Origin of the sequence: Muribaculum sp. NM65_B17 (assembly GCF_004793735.1) — a bacterium.
In the GTDB taxonomy this organism is placed as follows: Bacteria; Bacteroidota; Bacteroidia; order Bacteroidales; family Muribaculaceae; genus Muribaculum; species Muribaculum gordoncarteri.
In genome coordinates, this window is record NZ_SRYY01000010.1 from 41780 (window position 1) to 63202 (window position 21423).

The window sequence follows — 21423 nt, forward strand, 5'->3', positions numbered from 1 at the left end:
AAAACCGTTACATTCGCGGCTTGTTGTCATTGTATTTTATTGTCTTGTTTTTCTTTTCAACGATATATTTTATCATCACCTCGTCAAGCTTTTCATCGCTGCGGGCTGTGATTTTTCCATGAGTCAGCGGCTCCATGTAGTCGCCACCGTTGGCAAGATAGTCTATTGTCACCACTCGATAGAGGCGTTCCGGATCGATGTTACGCCAATCAAAACCTGCGCTCACGCCGTCGCCACCGCGATGTTCCATCACCTTGAACGCGCCAATCAGGTCGCTTCCTTCCAACTCAAGCAGCACCAGATGATTGTCAAATGGCAGCATCGTCATTATCTGCCCCATAGTGATGTCACCCTTCGGAAGTCCGCGTCGTATTCCGCCTTTATTGACTATCGACAGATCCACATTGCTGTCAGGCGACAATCGGCCGCCCATCTCCAGCATCACATCGGCCACCCAGTTAAGCAACAGGTCGCTGCTCGACGACATCTCCTTGTCAAGTCGTCCTATGCGCTCTCCCATCAGGCGCTCCACACCGGCCTTGTATGGCTCAAGTATCGATGCGGCATCACGGTCTATGCGGTCGTCAAGGCGACGGTCCACAGTCAGGAGCCGATAGTCGCTCTTCATCGAGGGCAGGTCTACGACAATCTCACCGAGATACTGTCCGCGGCTTCCGGTCTGTGTCACAAGCACGGTGTCGCCCACGGCATTGACCACATGAAAGGCCGGAGATTTCGGCGACTTCGGGTCGATTGCTGTGTGAGAATGTCCTCCTATTATAAGGTTGATATTCTTTGAAGCGGCCGCAAGGTCGATATCGCTCGGCGTGGGCGGATTGCTTGTGTCATATCCTATATGTGTCACCGCAATAACCCCGTCGACATGCTCGTTGTGCTTAAGGTGCCACGCCGTGGCATTGGCAGCTTCAATGGCATCGAGATACACGATTCCCTCGGAGTTCTTGTCGGCTATCATTCCTTTGGGGTCGAGATTCAGCGCAATCACGCCTATCAAACTGTTGCCATACCGCTTTATCGTATATGGAGCAAAAAGTGTATCAAGCGGAGTGCCGCGCATGTCGTAATTGGTCGACAGCTTCTCGGCATTCACGCCGCGCCACTGCTCGGCAAGAGCCTCCATGCCGTTGTCAAACTCATGGTTGCCCAATATCTGTATGTCATATCCGAGAGCATTCATCATTTTACGCTCGACTTCGCCGCCATATAGGGTGAAATAGAGCGTACCCTGCACGGCATCGCCGGCATCGATGAGCAACACGTTGTCATGAACGGCTCTCACGCTGTCGACAAGCACCTTTCGGCGCAGTATGCCTCCAAGGTCACGGTCGTTAGGCTCAATCTGGCTATGCGTGTCGTTGGTGTGGAGTATTACAAGCTCCTCGGCATCGACAGCAATGCCACCCGCCATCAATACGCCGCATAATAGCAATCTTTCAAGTATCATATTTTATTCAAATGTAATTTATAACTACGAAGATAGCCAAATAAGCCATAATATACAAATCAAACCGTAACATAATAATACAGAATCGGCCCTGCTTCAATGTAGAAACAGGGCCGATGAAAAATTCCAAAAAACCAAATATTAAATCAAGAAGGTAAATAGTGAATCGTATTGAATAGTGCATTCATTAGGTTAGAAATCAGCTTGAATCACGCCATCTCCTTAAGCTTTTCCTCAAGGTCGGCGGCCGTGTGTACTCCTGCGGCTCTCCACTTCACCTCTCCGTCTTTGAAGATGATGAGCGTAGGAACCGACATAACCCGGTATTCCTGGGCGAGAGCCTGATTCTTGTCGACATCAATCTTGACTATGGTCACCGAGTCGCCAAGTTTATCCTTCAACTGCTCAAGAATAGGATGCATCATTTTACAAGGGCCACACCATGTAGCAAAGAAGTCGACCAATGTCGGCTTGCTATCTTTGATAATATCAATAAATTCGCTCATAACAGTAAGTTTTAATTACGTTGATATAACATATAAAAGGCTCGTTAAGTTCTTGGACGATGCTTAATTTTATAATCTCTGACCGATGCCTCACCTCACAATCCGAATATTTTTAGCCCTGTTCAATGATTTTTATCGGCAGGTGTTGTGAAAAATATCGAATATGCCTAACTTTGTACCGCAAAAACAGCATCTATCGATACGCTATGGCCCGAATTAATCTAAAAGGCATGGGTGTGGCTCTTGTCACCCCTTTCAAGCAAGACAAGTCGATTGACTTCGACGCTCTTGCCCGCTTGCTCGAATATCAGATAAAAAGCGGCGTCGACTACCTCGTGGTTCTGGGGACGACAGCCGAAACCGCAACTCTCACGCCCGACGAAAAACATCGGGTGCGTGACTTCGTCGTTGAACGCGTAGCCGGTAGAGTGCCGCTCGTCATTGGAATCGGAGGCAACAACACAATGGCGCTTGTGGAAGAACTGCGCACAACCGACCTATCGACATTCAGCGCCGTGCTTTCGGTAGTGCCCTACTACAACAAGCCGTCACAGGAAGGAATATACCAGCACTACCGTGAGATAGCAAAAGCTTCGCCTATTCCTGTCATATTATATAATGTACCCGGGCGCACAGGCGTAAACATGACTGCCGAAACCACACTGCGACTTGCAGCTGAGTTTGACAATATAATAGGAGTAAAGGAAGCGTCGGGCAACATATCGCAAATGGACGACATCATAAAGAACAAGCGCGACGACTTCATGGTAATCTCGGGCGACGACGGCATCACATTCCCGCTCATAACACTGGGAGCCGTAGGCGTTATCTCGGTTATCGGCAATGCATTTCCCCGTGAATTTTCACGCATGGTGCGACTTGCGCTTCAAGGTGATTATGCACGCGCCCTCACTATTCATCACCGATTCACCGAACTGTTCAGCCTGCTGTTTGTCGACGGAAATCCGGCAGGAGTAAAATGCCTACTGCATGCCATGGGATTCATCGAAAACGAACTTCGACTCCCACTCGTGCCTACACGCATCACCACTTACGAAAAGATACGCAAGGTGCTTGAAAGCCTTGGCTGATTTCGATAAATATGAAACGCATAGGAGCACATGTATCGGCCGGCGGAGGCGTTGAGAACGCACCGATCAATGCAGTCGGCATCGGCGCTGACGCATTTGCTTTGTTTACCAAAAATCAAAGGCAATGGGTGGCTAAGGCTTTGACCGTCGACAGTATCAACCTGTTTAAAGGCCGCGTGAAAGAGAGCGGACTTGATACACGCTACATATTGCCCCACGACAGCTACCTCATAAATCTCGGACATCCCGACCCGGAAGCAATTGCCAAGAGCCGTGACGCATTCATCGACGAGATGAAACGCTGCGAGCAACTCGGCCTGCAGTTGCTGAATTTCCATCCAGGAAGCCATCTCAATAAAATAACCGTTGAAGAGTGCCTCGACCGTGTGGCCGAATCAATCAATATCGCGCTTGGCCAAACATCGGGTGTGACAGCCGTGATTGAAAACACTGCCGGACAAGGCAGCAACATCGGAAACCGGTTTGAACATCTGCGCTACATAATCGACCGCGTCGACGACAAGAGCCGCGTAGGTGTGTGCATCGACACCTGTCACGCATTCGCGGCAGGATACGACCTCGCCGACCACTATGATGAAACTTTCAACGAATTTGACAACATCGTGGGTTTCAGCTATCTGAGGGCATTCCACCTCAACGACTCCAAGAAGCCGCTCGGAAGCCGTGTCGACCGTCACGAGTCCATAGGCAAAGGATGCATCGGCATAGATTTTTTCAAACGGCTCATGGCCGACCCGCGATTTGACAACATGCCCCTCATCCTCGAAACACCCGATGAATCAATCTGGCCCGAAGAGATAGCCCTGCTCCGCTCTTTCTGCTGATAAACTATTGATTTGGCAAATGTTCCGAAAGATAATCAAGTAGAATCTTGGTTTGGTTAAAGCGTCGACACTGTTTTATCTTGTTCCAATCCCGAGGTAATACCTCTCTATTTTTCCAAATTGAATAACATTTAAGAATCATGCTTTTAATGCCTTCAATATCTGATTCTTTTACAGTAAATCCAGCTCTTGTTTCTCTAAGCAAATCGCCGACTACATCATCAGGATCGTATAATGCCAATATTGGTTTATTTGTTGCAAGATAATCAAATATCTTACCTGAATAAACCCCTTTTCGCCCTAAAGGATGAATCATTACCAATACATCAACTTCAGTTGTAGATATACGTATAGCTTCATCATGTGGAACCGATTCAATCTCAAATACATTATTAATGATATTGTCAGGGATTTTAATTTTCATATTATTCCCTATGATTTTTATAATACTGTCTTTTGGAATCCGCCCTTCGGATATCAATTCTGAAAAAGCATGAAACCAGTTATCCGGCTTAATTTTATCATAGAATTGTCCGATATAACCCATAGTGAACTTTGATTGGAAATTCACATCATACACTTCTTCATAATCATATCCATTTCTGACTTCTAAATAATTGCTACTACTATGCATTTTCCTAAAGTCATCCAATATGGGTTTTGAAACAGATAGCACAAGGTCGGCATTTTTCAAAAATAGACGTTCATAAATTGCAATATATGCCGATTTATATTTTTTACTAAAATATGGATGTTTTGACATTTCATCCCTCATATCTGCAATCCAAAAAAATTTGTGACCAGCTAACTGCAAATTCAGGGCCGCTAGATGCGGTGATATAGGCATATAAGAACTTAGCACTACATCATATCTATTCTCTTTAAATAATTTATTGGCCTTTTTAAAAACTCGGAATCCCCAAAACAGGTTATAATCCAAAAATATTCTGTTCAGTAATGACGCAGTTATTCTACGCACCGTCCATCGCTTTCGTCTTTTAATTTTATCTCGAAGATACGATTCGGTTATTATCTTGTTCTTAACATAACTTACTTTGCAACCGTTCCATTCAGTATCCATGTCATGATCACCTTCGGCAATTACAGTGACAGAATGTCCTGCATTTCTTATATATTTTGCAAATGCATTTATACGAAATGAGGCTATACGATTTTGCGGATAAAAATACTTGCTTATAATCAAAAAATTCATGTTCTTAGTTTATTTACTCTCCTCCATAAGTTGTCGAGAAGATTCCGTTTTAAATTTATTGGCAAAAATATCAAGCATGGGTTTAATTATATCAATATACCCAACTCCTAATCTTGATACAAAAGGGAAATATATGAGTGCATATACAACTCCTCCTATAGCAAGAACAGCAAGGACATTTGTAATTCCTGTAATATGAACTAAAAAACGCGCCATAAGGCATGAAATAATCGATGCAAACAGAATCTTAGACATTGCTCCCAAAGGTATCAATTTAAATAAACTTGATTCCAATGACTTCGCTATTGTAATTAGCATAACAAATAGGCAAAACACAGTACAACACGTGGCTATCATTGCGATAGCGATTATGTTTGGAAAAAAATTGACACACAGTACATCAAGCGCCAAAATCATTATAGCCGCAACAAGATGAGTATTAGCAAATTCACGACCAAGCCCCAATGAAAGCATTATTGGCGAATATGCAACAACCCGTACTATGCCAATAACAGACACAATTATGAATAGAAAAGCAGCACCTCTATAGTTTTCACCATAAATGAATGCCATAATATCACCTGCAAATATTAAACAAAATACTGACAGCGGATATATTATAGTCGATGATTTATACCACACAGTCCTCCATAAAGCAACAAAATTCCGCTTATCATCACCATTGCCCGACATTCTCGAAAATTCAGGGAAAATAACTCCTGAGGTAGCACCAATAACCATGCTTAAAAAGGGCAATTCCTTATAACCGTTAGAAAACAATGCAAATTCTTCTACTCCAAAATAACGACTAACAAAGAACAGACTCGATGCCCCAATAAAAAATCCATAAATTCCCTGCATCATCACAGGAAATGAATATGACATTATATCTCCGATCCTAATATTGCTCTTATATGATGTCACTCTCTTAAACGGCCAATAGGATAACCATAACCCTGCTATACTTGAAAAAGCCGATGAAACCACAAATCCACAAATAGCCCCTGTAACACCACCATCAAATACTACTACAGACATAACCGTGCACACAATCATCATCAGCCGTCCGGCAAATACATATAACAGCACCATAGCCCCATACCCGTAAACGACCAATATACTCTCCACTCCCATTACAGGCATAAGCAACATAGGTGTTATTGCAAAATAGCGCAAATTATCAACGAGCAACTCATTGCCCATAATATCAGAAATAAATTCGGCTCCCAGATACAAAAATATCGAAAACAAAGCCGATAAGGCAAAAAACAATTTGTTTAATAGCTTAACAATATCGGCACCATATTCAATAGATGCACGTGCGAGAAAATAGGAATAACATTTCGGCAAACCCATTGAAAAAACAACGAGCAATGTTGTATATATGAAAATCACTTGTCGATATGTGCCATATTCTACAACATCCATATAACGGCTAAGAATAGCGGCGGTTATTATGCCTACACTAAATGACATAAGATTGGCCAATGCCAACAAGAAAGTCAACACAGTGCGATTCTTAGGACTCTTTGTTGTAACGACATCGACAATCATAAGTTATAAACTATAGTAATTCAATGTTTTCACCTTACTTTTATATATTCCCCTAATGTCTACAAGCAATGATTTATTGCTACGTGCAATAGACATAAAATAATCATTATCAAGATCTATATAACAATCATGAGCAACTGTCACCATTATCAAGTCATAAGGAGCTTCCGGTTTTAATTTCAAGTCACGACCATACATAGCTTTTGCCTTGGCCGGATTAACAAATGGATCTACAATGTCAACCTCCATAGAGGCTTCTTCCAATTGCTTAACAATAGGCTCTACAAGCGTATTGCGTATGTCGTCAATATTTTCTTTATAAGCATATCCCATTACCAATGCTCTTATCGGTTGTTCAGCGCTTTTAACAATGGTATCAATACGTTTAAGCGATTCCTGAACAATGAATGATGCCATATCGTCATTGACTAAACTACTCATTTTTACAAGCCTCATGTCAATATTCCGTTCCAATGCAGCAGACACTAAAAACCAAGGAGCGACAGGTATGCAATGACCACCCACCAGTCCCGGAGAATAATTTACAAAATTCCATTTAGTCGACGCAGCTTTCAAAACTTCTGTCATATCGATATCCATAGCAGAAAATAGCATCGCCATCTCGTTCATCAATGCGATATTGACATTACGCTGAGTATTCTCAAGCACTTTTGATGCCTCTGCAACCTTTATACAGGACACTAATTCAACTCCTGCATCCACAATATTATTGTATATATTGGCAATACAATCCAACGCTTCATCATCACAAGCACTCACAATTTTAACAGTATTAGTCAGTGTATGTTTCGCGTCATTTGGATTTATACGTTCAGGTGTATACCCTACTTTAAAGTCATCACCACAAACAAGGCCTGACACCTTTTCCAATACAGGTATGCATTTATCCTCAGTACATCCAGGATAAACAGTAGATTCATATACGACAAAATTCCCGGGGCTAAGACATTTTCCAACAACGGCACTTGATTCAAGTAATTGATTCAAATCTGGATTTTTATTCTCATCAACAGGAGTTGGAACAGAAATAACATATAACGAAGCGTCCGAAATATCAGCAACATTTGATGTGAAAGTTATGTCAATAGCTTCTTCAAATGTCCCTCGCAATTCTTCTATACGCTCCGAACTTATATCATAGCCTATTGTACGAAAACGCTTCGCAAATTCAATTGCCAACGGAAATCCGACATAGCCGAGTCCCAAGACTGCAACTGAAGCCTTATGCTCTATGAGCTTTTCATATAAATTAAAATCTTTACAATGCATAGACACTATCTTTAAATTTACAATATCGATGTCCCGACTCTGGACATATAGCCACATCGTACTTGTTGAATTCGAGTCGATGCCCACATTGACACATCCATCCTTCACAGCGAGCAGGCACTCCCATAACAATTGCATAATCAGGGACAGAACAGGTCACTACTGCACCTGCACCTATAAAAGCATACTTGCCAATCTCTACACCACATACAATAGTGGCATTGGCTCCTATCGTTGCTCCACAATGCACAATCGTAGACTCGTATTTCCCTTTACGGGGAAATTTGCTCCTCGGATTTCTCACATTAGTGAATACGCACGAAGGGCCTAAGAATACATCGTCTTCACAAATGACACCATCATACACCGATACATTATTCTGAATCTTTACATTATTACCTATTATCGCACTACCGGCTATCATAACATTCTGACCTATATTGCATGAATTTCCCAATACGGCACCTTCCATGATATGCACAAAATGCCAAATGTGACATCCATTACCTATAATAGCGCCATTGTCTATAACAGCAGTGGGATGAATATATGTATCAATCATGATTTATAAACATTATGATTATTAAAATACGCTTTCACTGCATATGCTATTTCATCTTGTTGGCCATATGTAAGTTCACCATACATAGGCAATGATAAAACCGATTTACATAGAGAAGGACAAATATTCATTTCAGGATCACACAACCCCTTACCACAATATGCCGGTTGTTCAAACAATGGCATAGGATAATAGACCATTGATTGTATTCCTCGGGACATCAACATTTCTTTAAGGTCATCGCGCATGGATGGCTTAGTCTTGATCGTGTACTGATGATAAACATGTTTACCGTAATTAACTTCAACCGGCAGCTCAATATCCTCTATATCACTCAGCAGTTTCGAATAGTGTTCGGCTAACATCCTGCGTCCTCTTATAGATTGTGACAAATGCTTTAATTTAACCCTTAACACAGCGGCCTGCATAGTGTCAAGACGAGAATTAAAACCTATCATTTCATGCATATATTTATAACATTGCCCATGGTTGGATAATTCTCTCACACGTTTGGCCAGAATATCATTATTTGTAAATACGGCACCACCATCACCATAGCATCCAAGCATTTTTGTCGGGAAAAATGAGGTATAACTTATATCACCAATTCCACCCGCATAAATTTCTTTTCCGGATTCCATTCGGCATAATGCTCCAAATGATTGTGCATTATCCTCAATAACCACTATTTTATGGCTACGAGATATTTCCATCAACTCCAACATATTACATGGCTGTCCAAATAAATGAACCGGAACTATCGCCTTTGTCCTATCCGATATTACCCTCTCAACGCTTTTAACATCAATATTGAAAGTTGTATTATCAACATCGGTAAAAACAGGCACACCTCCAAGCAATAGCACAGCTTCTACAATAGAAGCAAATGCAAATGACGGAACAATAACTTCATCGCCGGGCATTAAATCCATAGCCATAAGAGAAAGTATCAATGCATCAGTGCCGTTACCACATGTTATGCAATGCCTGACACCTATATATTCGGCCAATTCCTCCTCAAGCAATGCAACCTCAGTTCCCTTTATAAAATCAGATGATGCAACAACACCCATTATGGCACTGTCAATCTCCTTCCTCATACTAAGATACTGACTATATAAATCAACCATTTTTATCATAGCCGCAAACGATATAAAAGTGGATGATACTCTTTGTTCAATGTAGATATTCCGGCATTACGGATAGTTTCAAGCGTATAAATTGTTGTCTTTACATCATCTATAGAAAATCCCGAGCCATTGATTATATTGAAATAACTATGTCTATGTAAATCAGTAAATCCACTGGTAAAATCAATGCACTTTCCATCTACAATAATCTGTCTATAAGGCGACATTCTATCATCTGTCACATCAGGTTTATGATGTGGATTTATGCTCAAAAAGAATCGCACCCTTGCATTCTCTAATTCCAGATATCCGGCGACACAATCTTCAGATGAATAATGAACACTGACATTATTGGCCGGACCAAATATCCAATGAAGCATATCTATGAAATGAACACCTATGTTTGTCACCAACCCACCACTCTTCAACAGGTCACTTTTCCATGACTCGGCATACCAACGACCACGTGGAGTAATGTAGGCCAAATCCACATCATGGAATTTATTTTTGCCTGCATTAGAAATTGCCTGTTTCAACTTCACAATCTCAGGATGAAGCCTTAATTGCAATATCGTCCATATATCATGCCCTAACGACTTACGGCATTCATCCATTCTATTTAATTCTTCACAAGTTAAAGCCAACGGTTTTTCGCATATAACATCAACTCCGGCTTCAAGTCCTGCCAATGTATGAGGACAATGCAGATAGTTTGGCGTACAAACAGTAAGGTAATCAACATTATCTTCATGAATACTATGCATAAACGAATTGAAGTTTGTAGTGAAATAAGCGTCAGGGAAATAACTGTCAATCACACCGACGCTGTCAAATAAATCATGGGCTGACACTACATTTTGACCCAATGACTTAATGGCTTTCAAATGTCTTAAAGCAATGTATCCAGCAACACCGATAATTGCAAAACGTTTATTAATATTTTCCATCACAATCCGTTCAGATACTTTAATATACCAATAATAACACAAAAATAAAGAATTAAATCATATTTGACAAGCAATTTATAACAATAATTACCCCCCCCCCATTAAATCATTAATTATCAGCCAATTGTATCGTAGGCACATCTATTCACAACCATTAAAAGCACATACGAATAGGTTATTATTTTGCTCATAAAAATATCCTCTAAAAAAACGATGTGACTATAAAACATATAAATAATTAATCGACATGGGTCAAAATTTTGTCCAAGTCAAAATAAAGCATTAACTTTGCACTCGCAAGTAAATGCTGGTTCGGTAGCTCAGCTGAATAGAGCAACAGCCTTCTAAGCTGTGGGTCCTGGGTTTGAGTCCCAGCCGAATCACCAAGGGTCACCATCACGGCGACCCTTTTTTCATGCCTCTTGCCGCAATTATTGGCCGCAGCCTCAGGAGCAACGACACGACTCGATTATTCGGATTCCCGTAACTTATGCCTGAAATGTATTGTCAATGTAATGCTTTTAAATTAACTTTACATCCTTTACGGGAAACATATCGTTATATAGATATATAAGATTTAAATCCACGATTTATGTATATAGCTTCTCAGAAACGAAAAGAAAACATAGCGGAATATCTGCTGTACATGTGGCAGATAGAGGACCTGATCCGCGCAAACGGTCTTGACCTTGACAAGATAAAAAGCAATGTGATAGACAAATACCAGCTGTCGGAGCCGCAAATAAAGGAGATGACTGAATGGTATGAATCGCTAATCGACATGATGAGGCGGGAGAATGTGCAGCAAAAAGGGCATCTGCAGCTAAACAAAAACGTTATCCTGCAGCTCGATGACCTGCATCACGCACTGCTCAAAGACCCGAAGTTTGCCGAATACGGAGCCGAATTTTACAAGACACTGCCCTTCATTGTAGAGCTTCGAGCCAAGCAAGGCGATGAAAAGCTCGATGAAATCGAAACCTGCTTTGCCGCCCTTTACGGCACATTGATGCTGCGACTACAGGGTAAAGAGCTGTCGGCCGACACGCTCAAGGCCATCACCCAGATATCGCGATTCATCGCCATGCTCGCCCACTACTACAAGCTCGATTCCGAAGATAAGCTTTGGAATGACAACGATTAGGGTAATCGGTTCTTTAATTCAATAAAAATTCTTAACTTTGCATCCGCAAAATTTCATTAGACGCATTATGAAAGTTTTAGTAACCGGATGCAACGGACAGCTTGGTCATGAGATGCGGAACATCCTTGAAAAAGAGATGCCCGGCAAAACCATCTACACTGACATCAAAGAACTCGACCTCACTGACGGTGACGCAGTAAAAAGCTTTGTCGAGAAAAACGAGATTACCCACATTGTCAATTGCGCAGCCTACACAGCTGTCGACAGAGCCGAGGAAGACAAGGCCCTTTGTCATCAAATCAATGTGGATGCAGTGCGTAACCTCGCCAACGCTGCAAGCGCTACCGGAGCCAAAGTCGTACACATTTCCACCGATTATGTGTTTGACGGCAAAGCCTATCGTCCCTACAGCGAAAGCGACAAGGTAAATCCCATGTCACATTACGGAACCACCAAGCGCCAGGGCGAAACAGCGCTCATCGCATTGGCCCCCGACAGCGTAATCGTACGCACGGCATGGCTCTACTCTCCCTATGGCAACAACTTCGTAAAGACCATGATACGCCTCGGTCGCGAACGCAAGGAGTTGCGCGTGGTTGTCGACCAGATAGGTTCACCCACCTACGCAGCCGATCTCGCAGCAGCCGTTTACAAGATAATCGAGTCGCATCAGTGGGTTCCCGGAATCTATCACTTCACCAATTCAGGTGTCGCATCGTGGTATGACTTCACAAAAGCCATACACCGCATAGCAGGTGTAACCGACTGCAAAGTCATCCCCATTCCCACCGAGGACTACCCCACCGCGGCATCGCGTCCGTTTTACAGCGTGCTCAACACTCATCGACTGAGAACCACCTACAACGTTGAGATACCCTATTGGGTCGACAGCCTCGAAAAGTGCATCGCACGCCTGAAGGAAGAAGAGAGCAACAACTAAATCATCAGTAACATCCCATCAACAACCCACTCCATTGGCTACATTAAACGATGAAATAAGCCGCAGACGCACGTTTGCAATCATCTCGCACCCCGATGCGGGTAAGACAACTTTGACCGAAAAGCTACTGCTCTTCGGTGGTGCCATTCACGTTGCAGGTGCCGTAAAATCAAACAAAATCAAGAAAACCGCGACATCTGACTGGATGGAGATTGAAAAGCAGCGCGGAATATCGGTTGCCACATCGGTGATGGGATTCAACTACGGTGATTACAAAATAAACATCCTCGACACTCCCGGTCACCAGGATTTCGCCGAGGACACCTACCGTACACTCACTGCCGTCGACAGCGTAATCATAGTGGTCGATGTGGCCAAGGGTGTCGAGCAGCAGACACGCAAGCTGATGGAGGTGTGCCGAATGCGCAACACCCCCGTGATTATATTTGTCAACAAGCTCGACCGCGAAGGCCGCGATCCGTTTGAGATTCTTGACGAGCTTGAAGCCGAACTAAAGATTGCGGTGCGACCCCTATCATGGCCCATCAACATAGGTGCCAAATTCAAGGGGGTCTACAACATCTACGAGCACTCGCTCGACCTGTTCACCCCGAGCAAGACTCAGGTCACCGAACGTGTAGAAATCGAAAATGTCGACGACCCGCGCATCGACGAGGCCGTAGGCGAGAAGGATGCATCAAAACTGCGCGAGGATCTGGAGCTAATCGAAGGTGTGTATCCCGAGCTTGATGTCAACGAATATCTTGCCGGAAAGGTGGCACCGGTGTTCTTCGGCTCGGCATTGAACACATTCGGTGTAAAGGAGCTTCTCGACTGCTTCGTAAAGATTGCTCCCTCACCCCGTCCCGTTCAGGCTGAGGAGCGTCAGGTTAATCCCGAGGAAGAACCGTTCAGCGGATTCGTATTCAAGATTCACGCTAATATGGATCCCAACCACCGCTCATGTATAGCATTCGTCAAGGTGTGCTCGGGTCGATTTGAACGCAATGCCAACTACAAGCACATACGCTCGGGCAAAATGATGCGATTTGCCGCTCCTACCGCATTCATGGCCCAGAAAAAGAACATTGTCGACGAAGCTTTTCCCGGCGACATCGTGGGTATTCCCGATACCGGAAACTTCAAGATAGGCGACACTCTCACCGAAGGCGAAAACCTTCATTACAAGGGACTGCCAAGCTTCTCGCCCGAGATGTTCAAATATATCGAAAACACCGACCCTATGAAGGCAAAGCAGCTTGAAAAGGGCATACAGCAGCTCATGGACGAAGGTGTGGCCCAGCTGTTTGTCAACCAGTTCAACGGACGAAAGATAATAGGTACCGTAGGTCAGCTGCAATTTGAGGTAATCCAATACCGACTCCTCCACGAATACGGAGCTACGGTGAGATGGGAACCGCTATCGCTCTACAAGGCATGCTGGATTGAAAGCGACGACGAGGAGGCTCTCGCAGCATTCAAGAAGCGCAAGCACCAGTTCATGGCTGTAGACCGCGACGGACGCGATGTATTTCTCGCCGACTCAAACTATGTGTTGCAGATGGCTCAGTCCGATTTCCCCAAGATAAAATTCCACTTTACAAGCGAGTTTTAACTGCGGCCTACAGGGCCGACACAGACTAATACTCCCTGTTGACAAGCTCGAAAATGTCGTCGGCCGTATTGACTATATGATCGGCGTGATACTCTTTCAGCTCTGTCATAGGACGGAATCCCCAGGTCACGCCTACTGATTCGACACAGGCGCGACGCGCCGTTTCCATGTCGACACCCGAGTCACCCACATAGAGCACGGCAGCCTTAGGAGTCGGCGACTTTGACAGGATGTCAAACACAATTGAAGGGTCGGGCTTTACCGGGACATCCTCTTTTTGCCCCTCAACGGCAGCCCACTCGAGATTAGGGAAGAAATGTCCTATCAGCTTCTCTACCGCTTCCTGATACTTATTTGAGGCTACAGCGATCTTCACGCCTTTTTCACGAAGGCTTTCCAACAATTGCGGAATCCCGGGATAAGGCACCGAATGATCGGCTGAATGCTCATCGTAATACTCTTTAAAATAGGTGCGCAGTTCCGTTACAGTGTCTTCATTGTCAAACCCCGACGGAAGAGCCCGGCAAAGCAGTTTTTTAACTCCGTTTCCCACCATGGCAGGATAAGCCGACAGCGGATGCTCGGGAAATCCCATCTTTTTAAGCGCATAGTTGGTAGCTATGCCGAGGTCATCTATCGTATTCAGCAAAGTTCCGTCAAGGTCAAATATAACCAACTCCTTCATAAGTGTAATCGATTTTTTCTTTTAGTTCATTAATTAAAACGGATAACCCACCGAGAAGTGGAATGTAGCATCGCGTCCCCAGCGAGGATGCAGCAACGGCCAACGTTCCTGATTCTGCGCCGGATTGTAGGCCTTCATTCCAAGGTCAAGTCGCAACAGGAAATAAGTGAAGTCAAGTCGCAAGCCTATTCCATAGGCGGCAGCAAGCTCCTTGTAGAATTTATTGAACTTGAACATACCTCCCGGCTGATTCTCATAGTTATGTATCGTCCAGATGTTGCCGGCGTCGGCAAACAATGCGCCTTCCATTACCCAGAACAGTTTGGCCCTGTACTCCACGCTGAGGTCGAGCCTGATGTCGCCGCACTGATTGATGAAGTCAGTAACCGAGTTCTTGGCATCATAACTACCGGGACCAAGTGTTCTGACTCCCCATCCGCGCACACCGTTGGCACCACCGGCAAAGAATCGCTTCTCAAAAGGCAACATAGAAGAGTTTCCGTAAGGCACCCCAATGCCCAGGCCGGCGTGAAACGCAATCGAGCTGCGCTCATTGAAATTGCGAGTGAACGTATAGTCGGCATCGGCCTTGACATATTGAGCATACTGTATGCCGAAAACCTTATAGGCGCCTTCGTGACGCTTCTGTCCGGTCAACGATGATATTCCATAAAGCAGATTTCCCGCCGCTTCAAAAGTAGCCCTGATTGTGAATACCGAAGGCTGCAAAGCGTAACGACGCAATGCACCTGACGCAATCATGCGCTTGTTGGTACGGTAGTAACTGTAGCCGGTGCGCATTATGAAGTGATCCTCGTAGCTGTAGCGGAGAAGCGGATTGGACGGTGCTATCTGGTTTATGAAGTCGATAGTGCTACGTGGCAGATAAACGTAATTGATATCCACGAGGTCAAACCGATGACGCAGATTGTTCTGACGGCTGGCCCAATGGTATTTCCAGGCGGCACCGGCAATGATGCGCGTGTACTCGGGGCGTTCCTGATAGTTGAACGAAACGGCAAACTCGGTAGTGGCTCTCACCTTCTGCTTGAAGTTATAGGAGAGGAACGGAGCCTCAAACTGGGGGAACGTTATGCCAACCTCACCGGCATACTCCATGTAACGGTTATTGATTAGTCCGTTGAAATCGCCCGAAAGGCTTTCGTAGCTTGTGCGGAACTTGGCAGTAAGTAGCTCCGAGCCGCGTGCAAGGTTACGGTGCTGATAAGTGAGCCCTACACCGAAGCCAAGGTCGCCCTCGGAATTGGTTCCCTCAAGTTCAAGCGAAATGCCTTGCTTCTTGCCTCGCGTAAGCAACACGTAGGCATCGAGCATCACATCATCGCCCACAGCTCCCACCTGACGCATGTCGATATTTACATAACGCAATATGCCAAACCGCCCGAGAGCCTCGTAGGTACGGTCGACCTCCGATGCGTTATAACGGCTTCCGGCCTTCATGTAGCAAGCATCGTAAAGCACCTGCGGACGCAGATAACGGTCCTCGCCATAAAGCACCGTAATGTCGCGGTAACGCACCGAATCGAGAGCATGGAAGTCATAGTTGCCATAGTTTTGCCCCGGATTGTAGTCGGTCACGAATATTATATTGCGTATGGTGTATATCTTGTGCAGAGCCGTGGAGTCGGCATCACTTCCCGACAGATGAGGTCGCCGGAGATTCATCGTAAGATTCACATCACGCGCTCCGGCAAGAGTGTCGGCAGTGAACGTTATGTACTCCTTGTTGAATGTGTAATAACCCTTGTCGCGCAACAGTTCGGTGATTCTTATGCGCTCCTCGTCAAGCTTGTTACGGTCGAGGAGGTCACCGGGCTTAACAGTAAACGAAAGAGTGTCGCTCATCACAATCCCGGCTATCGCCGAATCAGGCAGATTGTAGTTGATTGTGGATATATAATGCGGCTCTCCAGTGGTTATGTGATAGGTGACATCGATTTTCTTCTTGTTGTCACGACGAACCGTGTCGATTTCCACAACTGTGCCCATGTAACCGCGATTGACCAAAGCCTGTCGCAACTGATAGGCCGATGCCTCGGTAAGTGCCTGATCATATATCACGGGCGGCTGTCCGAGCTTGCGCACCCAGCGGTTAAACCACTTGGTGGTGTCGCTGCCTGACATGTTATAGGTGGCAAGTTGAAGTTTAAGAAATCCGAGCACTTTGTGGTTGGGAGTCTGTCGCAGGAAGTTGACCAGTTCGACGGGTGAAATGTCCTTATTGTCCTCTATCTTGATGTCGACCGACTCGACAAGATACTCTCCTTTGGGGACATGCTTGGTCGAGCTACATCCCCAAAGTGATGCAACAGCCAGTAATCCTATAATCCTAAACAGTAGTTTTCCCGATAACTTGCTCATTTCACTTACAAAGTTAATGCAAGCAATTTGCATTGAAAAGATTTTACCGCGATTTTTAGCAAATAGAACGAGAAAGCCCACGAAATACATACGCGGGCTTTCATTATATCAAATCATCGATGTAGTTCATCAGGCATTCATCGACCTCAGGAGTTCATCGTTGTCACGAGTCTTCTCCATTTGGTCGCGCATGAATTCCATTGCCTCAATGGATGTGCGGTCGCTGAGGTAACGACGCAGAATCCACATTCGTTGCAATGTTTCGGGACGCAACAACAGGTCGTCGCGACGAGTGCTCGACGCCATAATGTCGACAGCCGGGAATATTCGCTTGTTCGATAGCTTGCGGTCGAGCTGAAGCTCCATGTTGCCGGTGCCCTTGAACTCTTCAAATATCACTTCATCCATCTTGGAGCTTGTTTCGGTCAACGCCGTAGCGATGATTGTAAGCGAACCTCCGTTTTCAATGTTACGGGCAGCACCGAAGAAGCGTTTGGGCTTTTGAAGCGCATTGGCATCAACACCTCCCGACAGAATCTTGCCCGATGCAGGGGAAACCGTGTTATAGGCGCGTGCCAGACGAGTTATCGAGTCGAGCAATATCACAACATCGTGTCCGCACTCTACCATGCGCTTTGCCTTCTCAAGAACGATACTTGCAATTTTGACATGTCGGTCGGCCGGCTCATCGAATGTCGAAGCAATGACCTCGGCATTTACGCTACGGCTCATGTCGGTCACCTCCTCGGGACGCTCGTCGATAAGCAATATTATGATATATGTATCGGGGTGATTTTCAGCGATTGCATTGGCTATATCCTTCAGCAATATGGTCTTACCGGTCTTGGGAGGAGCCACAATCAAGCCACGCTGGCCTTTGCCTATGGGCGAGAACATATCTACGACACGAGTCGACAGATTGCAGGTGCGACCACCGGTCAAGTCAAATTTTTCGTCGGGGAAAAGAGGCGTGAGATGTTCAAATGGAACACGGTCACGTATAAACTCGGGGGAGCGACCGTTTACACTCTGAACCGAGCTAAGCGGGAAATATTTCTCGCCCTCCTTAGGCGGACGAATCCATCCGTCAACGACATCGCCGGTCTTTAATCCGTAAAGTTTTATCTGAGCCTGAGTGACATAGACATCATCGGGCGACGACAGGTAGTTGTAGTCGCTTGAACGAAGGAATCCGTATCCGTCGGGCATCACCTCAAGCACACCGGTAGCCATCAATATGCCGTCAAAGTTGTATTGCGGCATTGGCGGTTCCTGAACCGGCTGAGGCTGATTGTTATTATTGTTGTTATTATTGCGGTTGCGCTTATTCTTCTTGCCGCCCTGATTATTATTGGGTTGCGGAGCGGGTTCCTGTCCGGGCTCACGAATGACAATGGGGGCTGTTGCTGCGGCTATTGCAGCGGCTGCGGCAGCTTCCTCCTTCTCACGCTGCGAACGTGGCACAAATTTACGCTCGGTACGGAAGAACGATCCGAATGAACAGTCCTTTCCGGGACGGAAATCGCGTTTTTTGCCTTGTTGAGGAGCTACAGGTTGGTTTTCGTCAACAGGCAGTTCTTGTTCCTGAGCCTGTTCTTCAACAGCCTTAGGCTCGTCGGTAGCCGACGGCTCTTCACCCGACACGGTAACTTCGGTAGCGGGAAGCGGAGCAACCAGCGTCATAATGTCGCGATGATCATTGTCATCGACAACTTCAACATGAGGAGGCAATTCGCGCTCAGGCTCTACAACCGGTTCAACCTTCTCATCGGTAGCATCCTGATCCTTAGGCTGATTCTGTAGAGCAGCCGCTTCTGCCGCCAACTGTTCCTTTGACGGGCGCCCACGACGGCGACGCGGCGGTTCCGCCAACGGTTGTGACTGAACTGTTTCAGCGCCATCGGCGGTTAAATCCTGCGCTACAGGTGCCGACAGTTCGGCTACAGGCTGCTGTGCCGGTTGCTTCTTTTTCTTTTTAGGCTCATTATTTTTAGGAGTTTTGGGCTCTTTAGATGCCTTCTTCTTTTTCTCTACTGCTGAGGCGGCGACAATGTCCTCGGCCTGTTGGTCAAGGATCTTATACACAAGGTCTTCCTGGGACAATGCGTCGACCTTCTTCATACCCATAGATTCAGCAATGCCCTTGAGTTCGCTCTCAGTCATTGCGTTGAGATCGGCGATATTATACATTATAAACTGTTAGATTTTATATATCATTTTATGGCAGGTCGCTATTTTATAGTCATTCCGAGGCTAAAAGCCTCTTTTTAGCGACTAAACCAAGTTGAAACATCATATAGTAGTTAGTGAAGTTCACTCTTTGTGAGGAGTCGGGATGTAGAACCATCCCGCGAGTGATATATGCTTAAAAGCATTGCAAAGTTAATCTCTTTAGCCGAAATAACAAACATTGAGCGTGAAAAGTTTTGCAAAATGCTAATGTTTTATCAAAAAACATCATTTTTTTAATCTCTTTGCTTTGAAGACTGACAAAAAGTCACTACCTTTGCCAAAGAATAGAGACACTTGTTGAACTTACCTTAGACTGTATAATTATTTTACGCTAATTCATCAATGTGATTTATCGGACTAAGGAAAAGGCAACAATCCTCCCGGCAATGACGCTGCGAAGCGAATAGCAGGAGATGAAGTGAAGAAAGTTTTTCTTTCTCAACACTTTAAATCGCTATAAGACAACTATCTTTAGAATCACAAAATCATGCCTTTTGGCTTTAGTCCGGTTCCTCCTTGTTTGAAAGGAGGGACGGGCAATTTTTTTATCCCCCACCCCGCAATCAGCAGCAAATCCACCATGTCACCGTGCGCCGGCATCATTATATCAATCTGTATGCTCCGTGAAAATCTCACGAAAGCGGTGGAGCTGGCGGCGCGAGATATTGAGGTATGAGGCGATTTCACCCATAGATACAAGTTTATGGATATTAGGAAATCGCTCTATCAGTTGTCGGTAACGTTTGATGAGTGAATAATAGTAGCTGTTAAGTATAGTTTGGTGCGCTTGTAGGAACAAGGACTGGACAAGCCGCAGATGAAGTTCCGGATTATTCTCAATGTATATGCGAATCTGTTTTGTCGGGACTACCATCACATCGGAATCTTCCAGTGCTATGATATCAGTGGTTATTGGCCGGTTGAACATTGTTGCCGAGTAGTTTGCCAACACTGCATTTCTGAATACTAAGCCAACGACTTTATGATTACCTTCGCTGTCAGTCAACGTATGCTTGAAGCCGCCGGTCTTTATCCAGCCGCAGAATTTCAACTCTTCGCCGGAATGCACGAAACATTCACCTCGACGGAAATGCCGAAGCTCACCATGACTTTCGCATATATTTTTCCAAAAAGCGAAGTCTATATCTCGCTCAAAGTCGTTAAACTTCTCCATAGTGCAAATTTATCATTTTCTTTATGATGTTATGCCATAAGATATTCTCAATATTGAAGAAATCAGCATAAGTGTGACATTTGTCACACTTAAAATCAAATATTCTCACTAAATTTGCAATGTATACAATCAGTTATCATCTTATTGGATAGCAAAGTAAGAATGACTGCCTAAAATATAGTGCAATATGGGAATTAGCCTCTCAAAGATCATAGGCGTGGCGCGTCACCGTCTTTCCACCGACGGCGACGGCGTGACAACGCTTGTGGCTTTTCATGGCTGTCCTCTCCGTTGCAGATATTGTCTTAATCCGCAGTCGCTGGGCGACGGAAGCCGATTAAGAGAGTATTCGCCGCAGTCGCTTTATGATGAAGTGAGGATTGATGAATTGTATTTTCTCGCCACAAATGGCGGCATTACTTTCGGCGGCGGCGAGCCTTGTCTGCGCCCCGATTTCATCAGTGAGTTTCGTGGGCTTTGCGGTCCGGCCTGGCAGGTCAATCTTGAAACATCGCTCTGTGTGCCGTCGGCCAACATAGAGGCTCTGCTCCCGGTAGTTAATACTCTGATAATCGACATCAAGGATATGAATCCAATATTGTCCTAAATAATTTTTGAGTGCTACTCAACGTGCAGAGGCATCAGCCT

Annotated in this window: 17 protein-coding genes, 1 tRNA gene and 1 pseudogene; 7 read left to right on the forward strand and 12 right to left on the reverse strand. The window is 44.9% G+C overall.

The features are described 5' to 3' along the window. Positions 1–7: 7 nt before the first annotated feature. Together E5354_RS12245 and trxA are read right to left on the reverse strand one after the other, a co-directional pair. Positions 8–1465: a bifunctional metallophosphatase/5'-nucleotidase gene (locus tag E5354_RS12245; RefSeq protein WP_135947644.1), complete on the reverse strand. Its 1458-nt coding sequence runs from the start codon at positions 1463–1465 to the stop codon at positions 8–10. Positions 1466–1674: 209 nt separating this feature from the next. Further along, positions 1675–1971, reverse strand: a complete 297-nt coding sequence (gene trxA / locus E5354_RS12250; protein WP_135947645.1) for a thioredoxin — start codon at positions 1969–1971, stop codon at positions 1675–1677. Between the two features lie 206 nt (positions 1972–2177). On the opposite strand from trxA, the gene dapA reads away from it, so the two are divergent. Together dapA and nfo are read left to right on the forward strand one after the other, a co-directional pair. Then, the gene (gene dapA / locus E5354_RS12255; RefSeq protein WP_135947646.1) at positions 2178–3062 is read left to right on the forward strand and encodes a 4-hydroxy-tetrahydrodipicolinate synthase; all 885 of its coding nucleotides are present in this window, start codon (positions 2178–2180) and stop codon (positions 3060–3062) included. 11 nt (positions 3063–3073) lie between these two features. Further along, positions 3074–3907, forward strand: a complete 834-nt coding sequence (gene nfo / locus E5354_RS12260; RefSeq protein WP_135947647.1) for a deoxyribonuclease IV — start codon at positions 3074–3076, stop codon at positions 3905–3907. A gap of 4 nt (positions 3908–3911) precedes the next feature. On the opposite strand, the gene E5354_RS12265 is transcribed toward nfo, so the two are convergent. The 6 genes from E5354_RS12265 to E5354_RS12290 are packed head-to-tail and all read right to left on the reverse strand — an operon-like array spanning position 3912 to position 10603. Next, complete coding sequence (locus E5354_RS12265; protein ID WP_135947648.1) at positions 3912–5120, reverse strand: glycosyltransferase; 1209 nt, start codon at positions 5118–5120, stop codon at positions 3912–3914. 9 nt (positions 5121–5129) lie between these two features. Next, complete coding sequence (locus E5354_RS12270; RefSeq protein WP_135947649.1) at positions 5130–6674, reverse strand: oligosaccharide flippase family protein; 1545 nt, start codon at positions 6672–6674, stop codon at positions 5130–5132. Between the two features lie 3 nt (positions 6675–6677). Continuing rightward, complete coding sequence (locus tag E5354_RS12275) at positions 6678–7964, reverse strand: nucleotide sugar dehydrogenase (protein WP_135947650.1); 1287 nt, start codon at positions 7962–7964, stop codon at positions 6678–6680. Then, positions 7954–8523: an acyltransferase gene (locus E5354_RS12280; RefSeq protein WP_210433148.1), complete on the reverse strand. Its 570-nt coding sequence runs from the start codon at positions 8521–8523 to the stop codon at positions 7954–7956. The genes E5354_RS12275 and E5354_RS12280 overlap by 11 nt, the downstream gene beginning before the upstream one ends. Next, positions 8523–9626 carry a DegT/DnrJ/EryC1/StrS family aminotransferase gene (locus tag E5354_RS12285; RefSeq protein WP_246863811.1) on the reverse strand — a complete coding sequence of 368 codons (1104 nt, stop codon included), beginning with the start codon at positions 9624–9626 and terminating at the stop codon, positions 8523–8525. Before E5354_RS12285 ends, E5354_RS12280 begins: the two co-directional genes overlap by 1 nt. Positions 9627–9661: 35 nt before the next feature. Further along, on the reverse strand, positions 9662–10603 hold the full coding sequence (locus E5354_RS12290; RefSeq protein ID WP_123397160.1) for a Gfo/Idh/MocA family protein: 942 nt from the start codon (positions 10601–10603) through the stop codon (positions 9662–9664). A gap of 309 nt (positions 10604–10912) precedes the next feature. On the opposite strand from E5354_RS12290, the gene E5354_RS12295 reads away from it, so the two are divergent. The 4 genes from E5354_RS12295 to E5354_RS12310 all read left to right on the forward strand — a co-directional run bounded on the left by E5354_RS12295 (position 10913) and on the right by E5354_RS12310 (position 14302). After that, positions 10913–10989 (forward strand) — tRNA-Arg (locus E5354_RS12295). Positions 10990–11195: 206 nt separating this feature from the next. Further along, complete coding sequence (locus tag E5354_RS12300) at positions 11196–11747, forward strand: DUF4924 family protein (RefSeq protein WP_123397161.1); 552 nt, start codon at positions 11196–11198, stop codon at positions 11745–11747. Positions 11748–11814: 67 nt separating this feature from the next. Next, positions 11815–12687 carry a dTDP-4-dehydrorhamnose reductase gene (gene rfbD, locus E5354_RS12305; RefSeq protein WP_123397162.1) on the forward strand — a complete coding sequence of 291 codons (873 nt, stop codon included), beginning with the start codon at positions 11815–11817 and terminating at the stop codon, positions 12685–12687. Positions 12688–12721: 34 nt separating this feature from the next. Beyond that, a complete protein-coding gene (locus tag E5354_RS12310; RefSeq protein ID WP_123397163.1) occupies positions 12722–14302 on the forward strand; it encodes a peptide chain release factor 3 in 1581 nt (526 codons plus the stop codon). Positions 14303–14327: 25 nt separating this feature from the next. On the opposite strand, the gene E5354_RS12315 is transcribed toward E5354_RS12310, so the two are convergent. The 4 genes from E5354_RS12315 to E5354_RS12330 all read right to left on the reverse strand — a co-directional run bounded on the left by E5354_RS12315 (position 14328) and on the right by E5354_RS12330 (position 20775). Then, positions 14328–14987, reverse strand: a complete 660-nt coding sequence (locus E5354_RS12315; RefSeq protein ID WP_123397164.1) for an HAD family hydrolase — start codon at positions 14985–14987, stop codon at positions 14328–14330. 33 nt (positions 14988–15020) lie between these two features. Next, positions 15021–17369 (reverse strand): BamA/TamA family outer membrane protein, encoded by a 2349-nt coding sequence (locus tag E5354_RS12320; protein WP_123397165.1) that lies wholly within the window; start codon positions 17367–17369, stop codon positions 15021–15023. Positions 17370–17498: 129 nt separating this feature from the next. Next, positions 17499–19559, reverse strand: coding sequence for a transcription termination factor Rho (rho, locus tag E5354_RS12325; RefSeq protein WP_123397166.1), 2061 nt, complete (start codon positions 19557–19559; stop codon positions 17499–17501). 649 nt (positions 19560–20208) lie between these two features. Continuing rightward, positions 20209–20775: a Crp/Fnr family transcriptional regulator gene (locus E5354_RS12330; RefSeq protein ID WP_123397167.1), complete on the reverse strand. Its 567-nt coding sequence runs from the start codon at positions 20773–20775 to the stop codon at positions 20209–20211. A 193-nt stretch (positions 20776–20968) separates the two neighbouring features. On the opposite strand from E5354_RS12330, the pseudogene E5354_RS12335 reads away from it, so the two are divergent. Further along, positions 20969–21367: pseudogene (locus tag E5354_RS12335) on the forward strand (radical SAM protein); the annotation flags it as partial. Between the last annotated feature and the right edge of the window lie 56 nt (positions 21368–21423).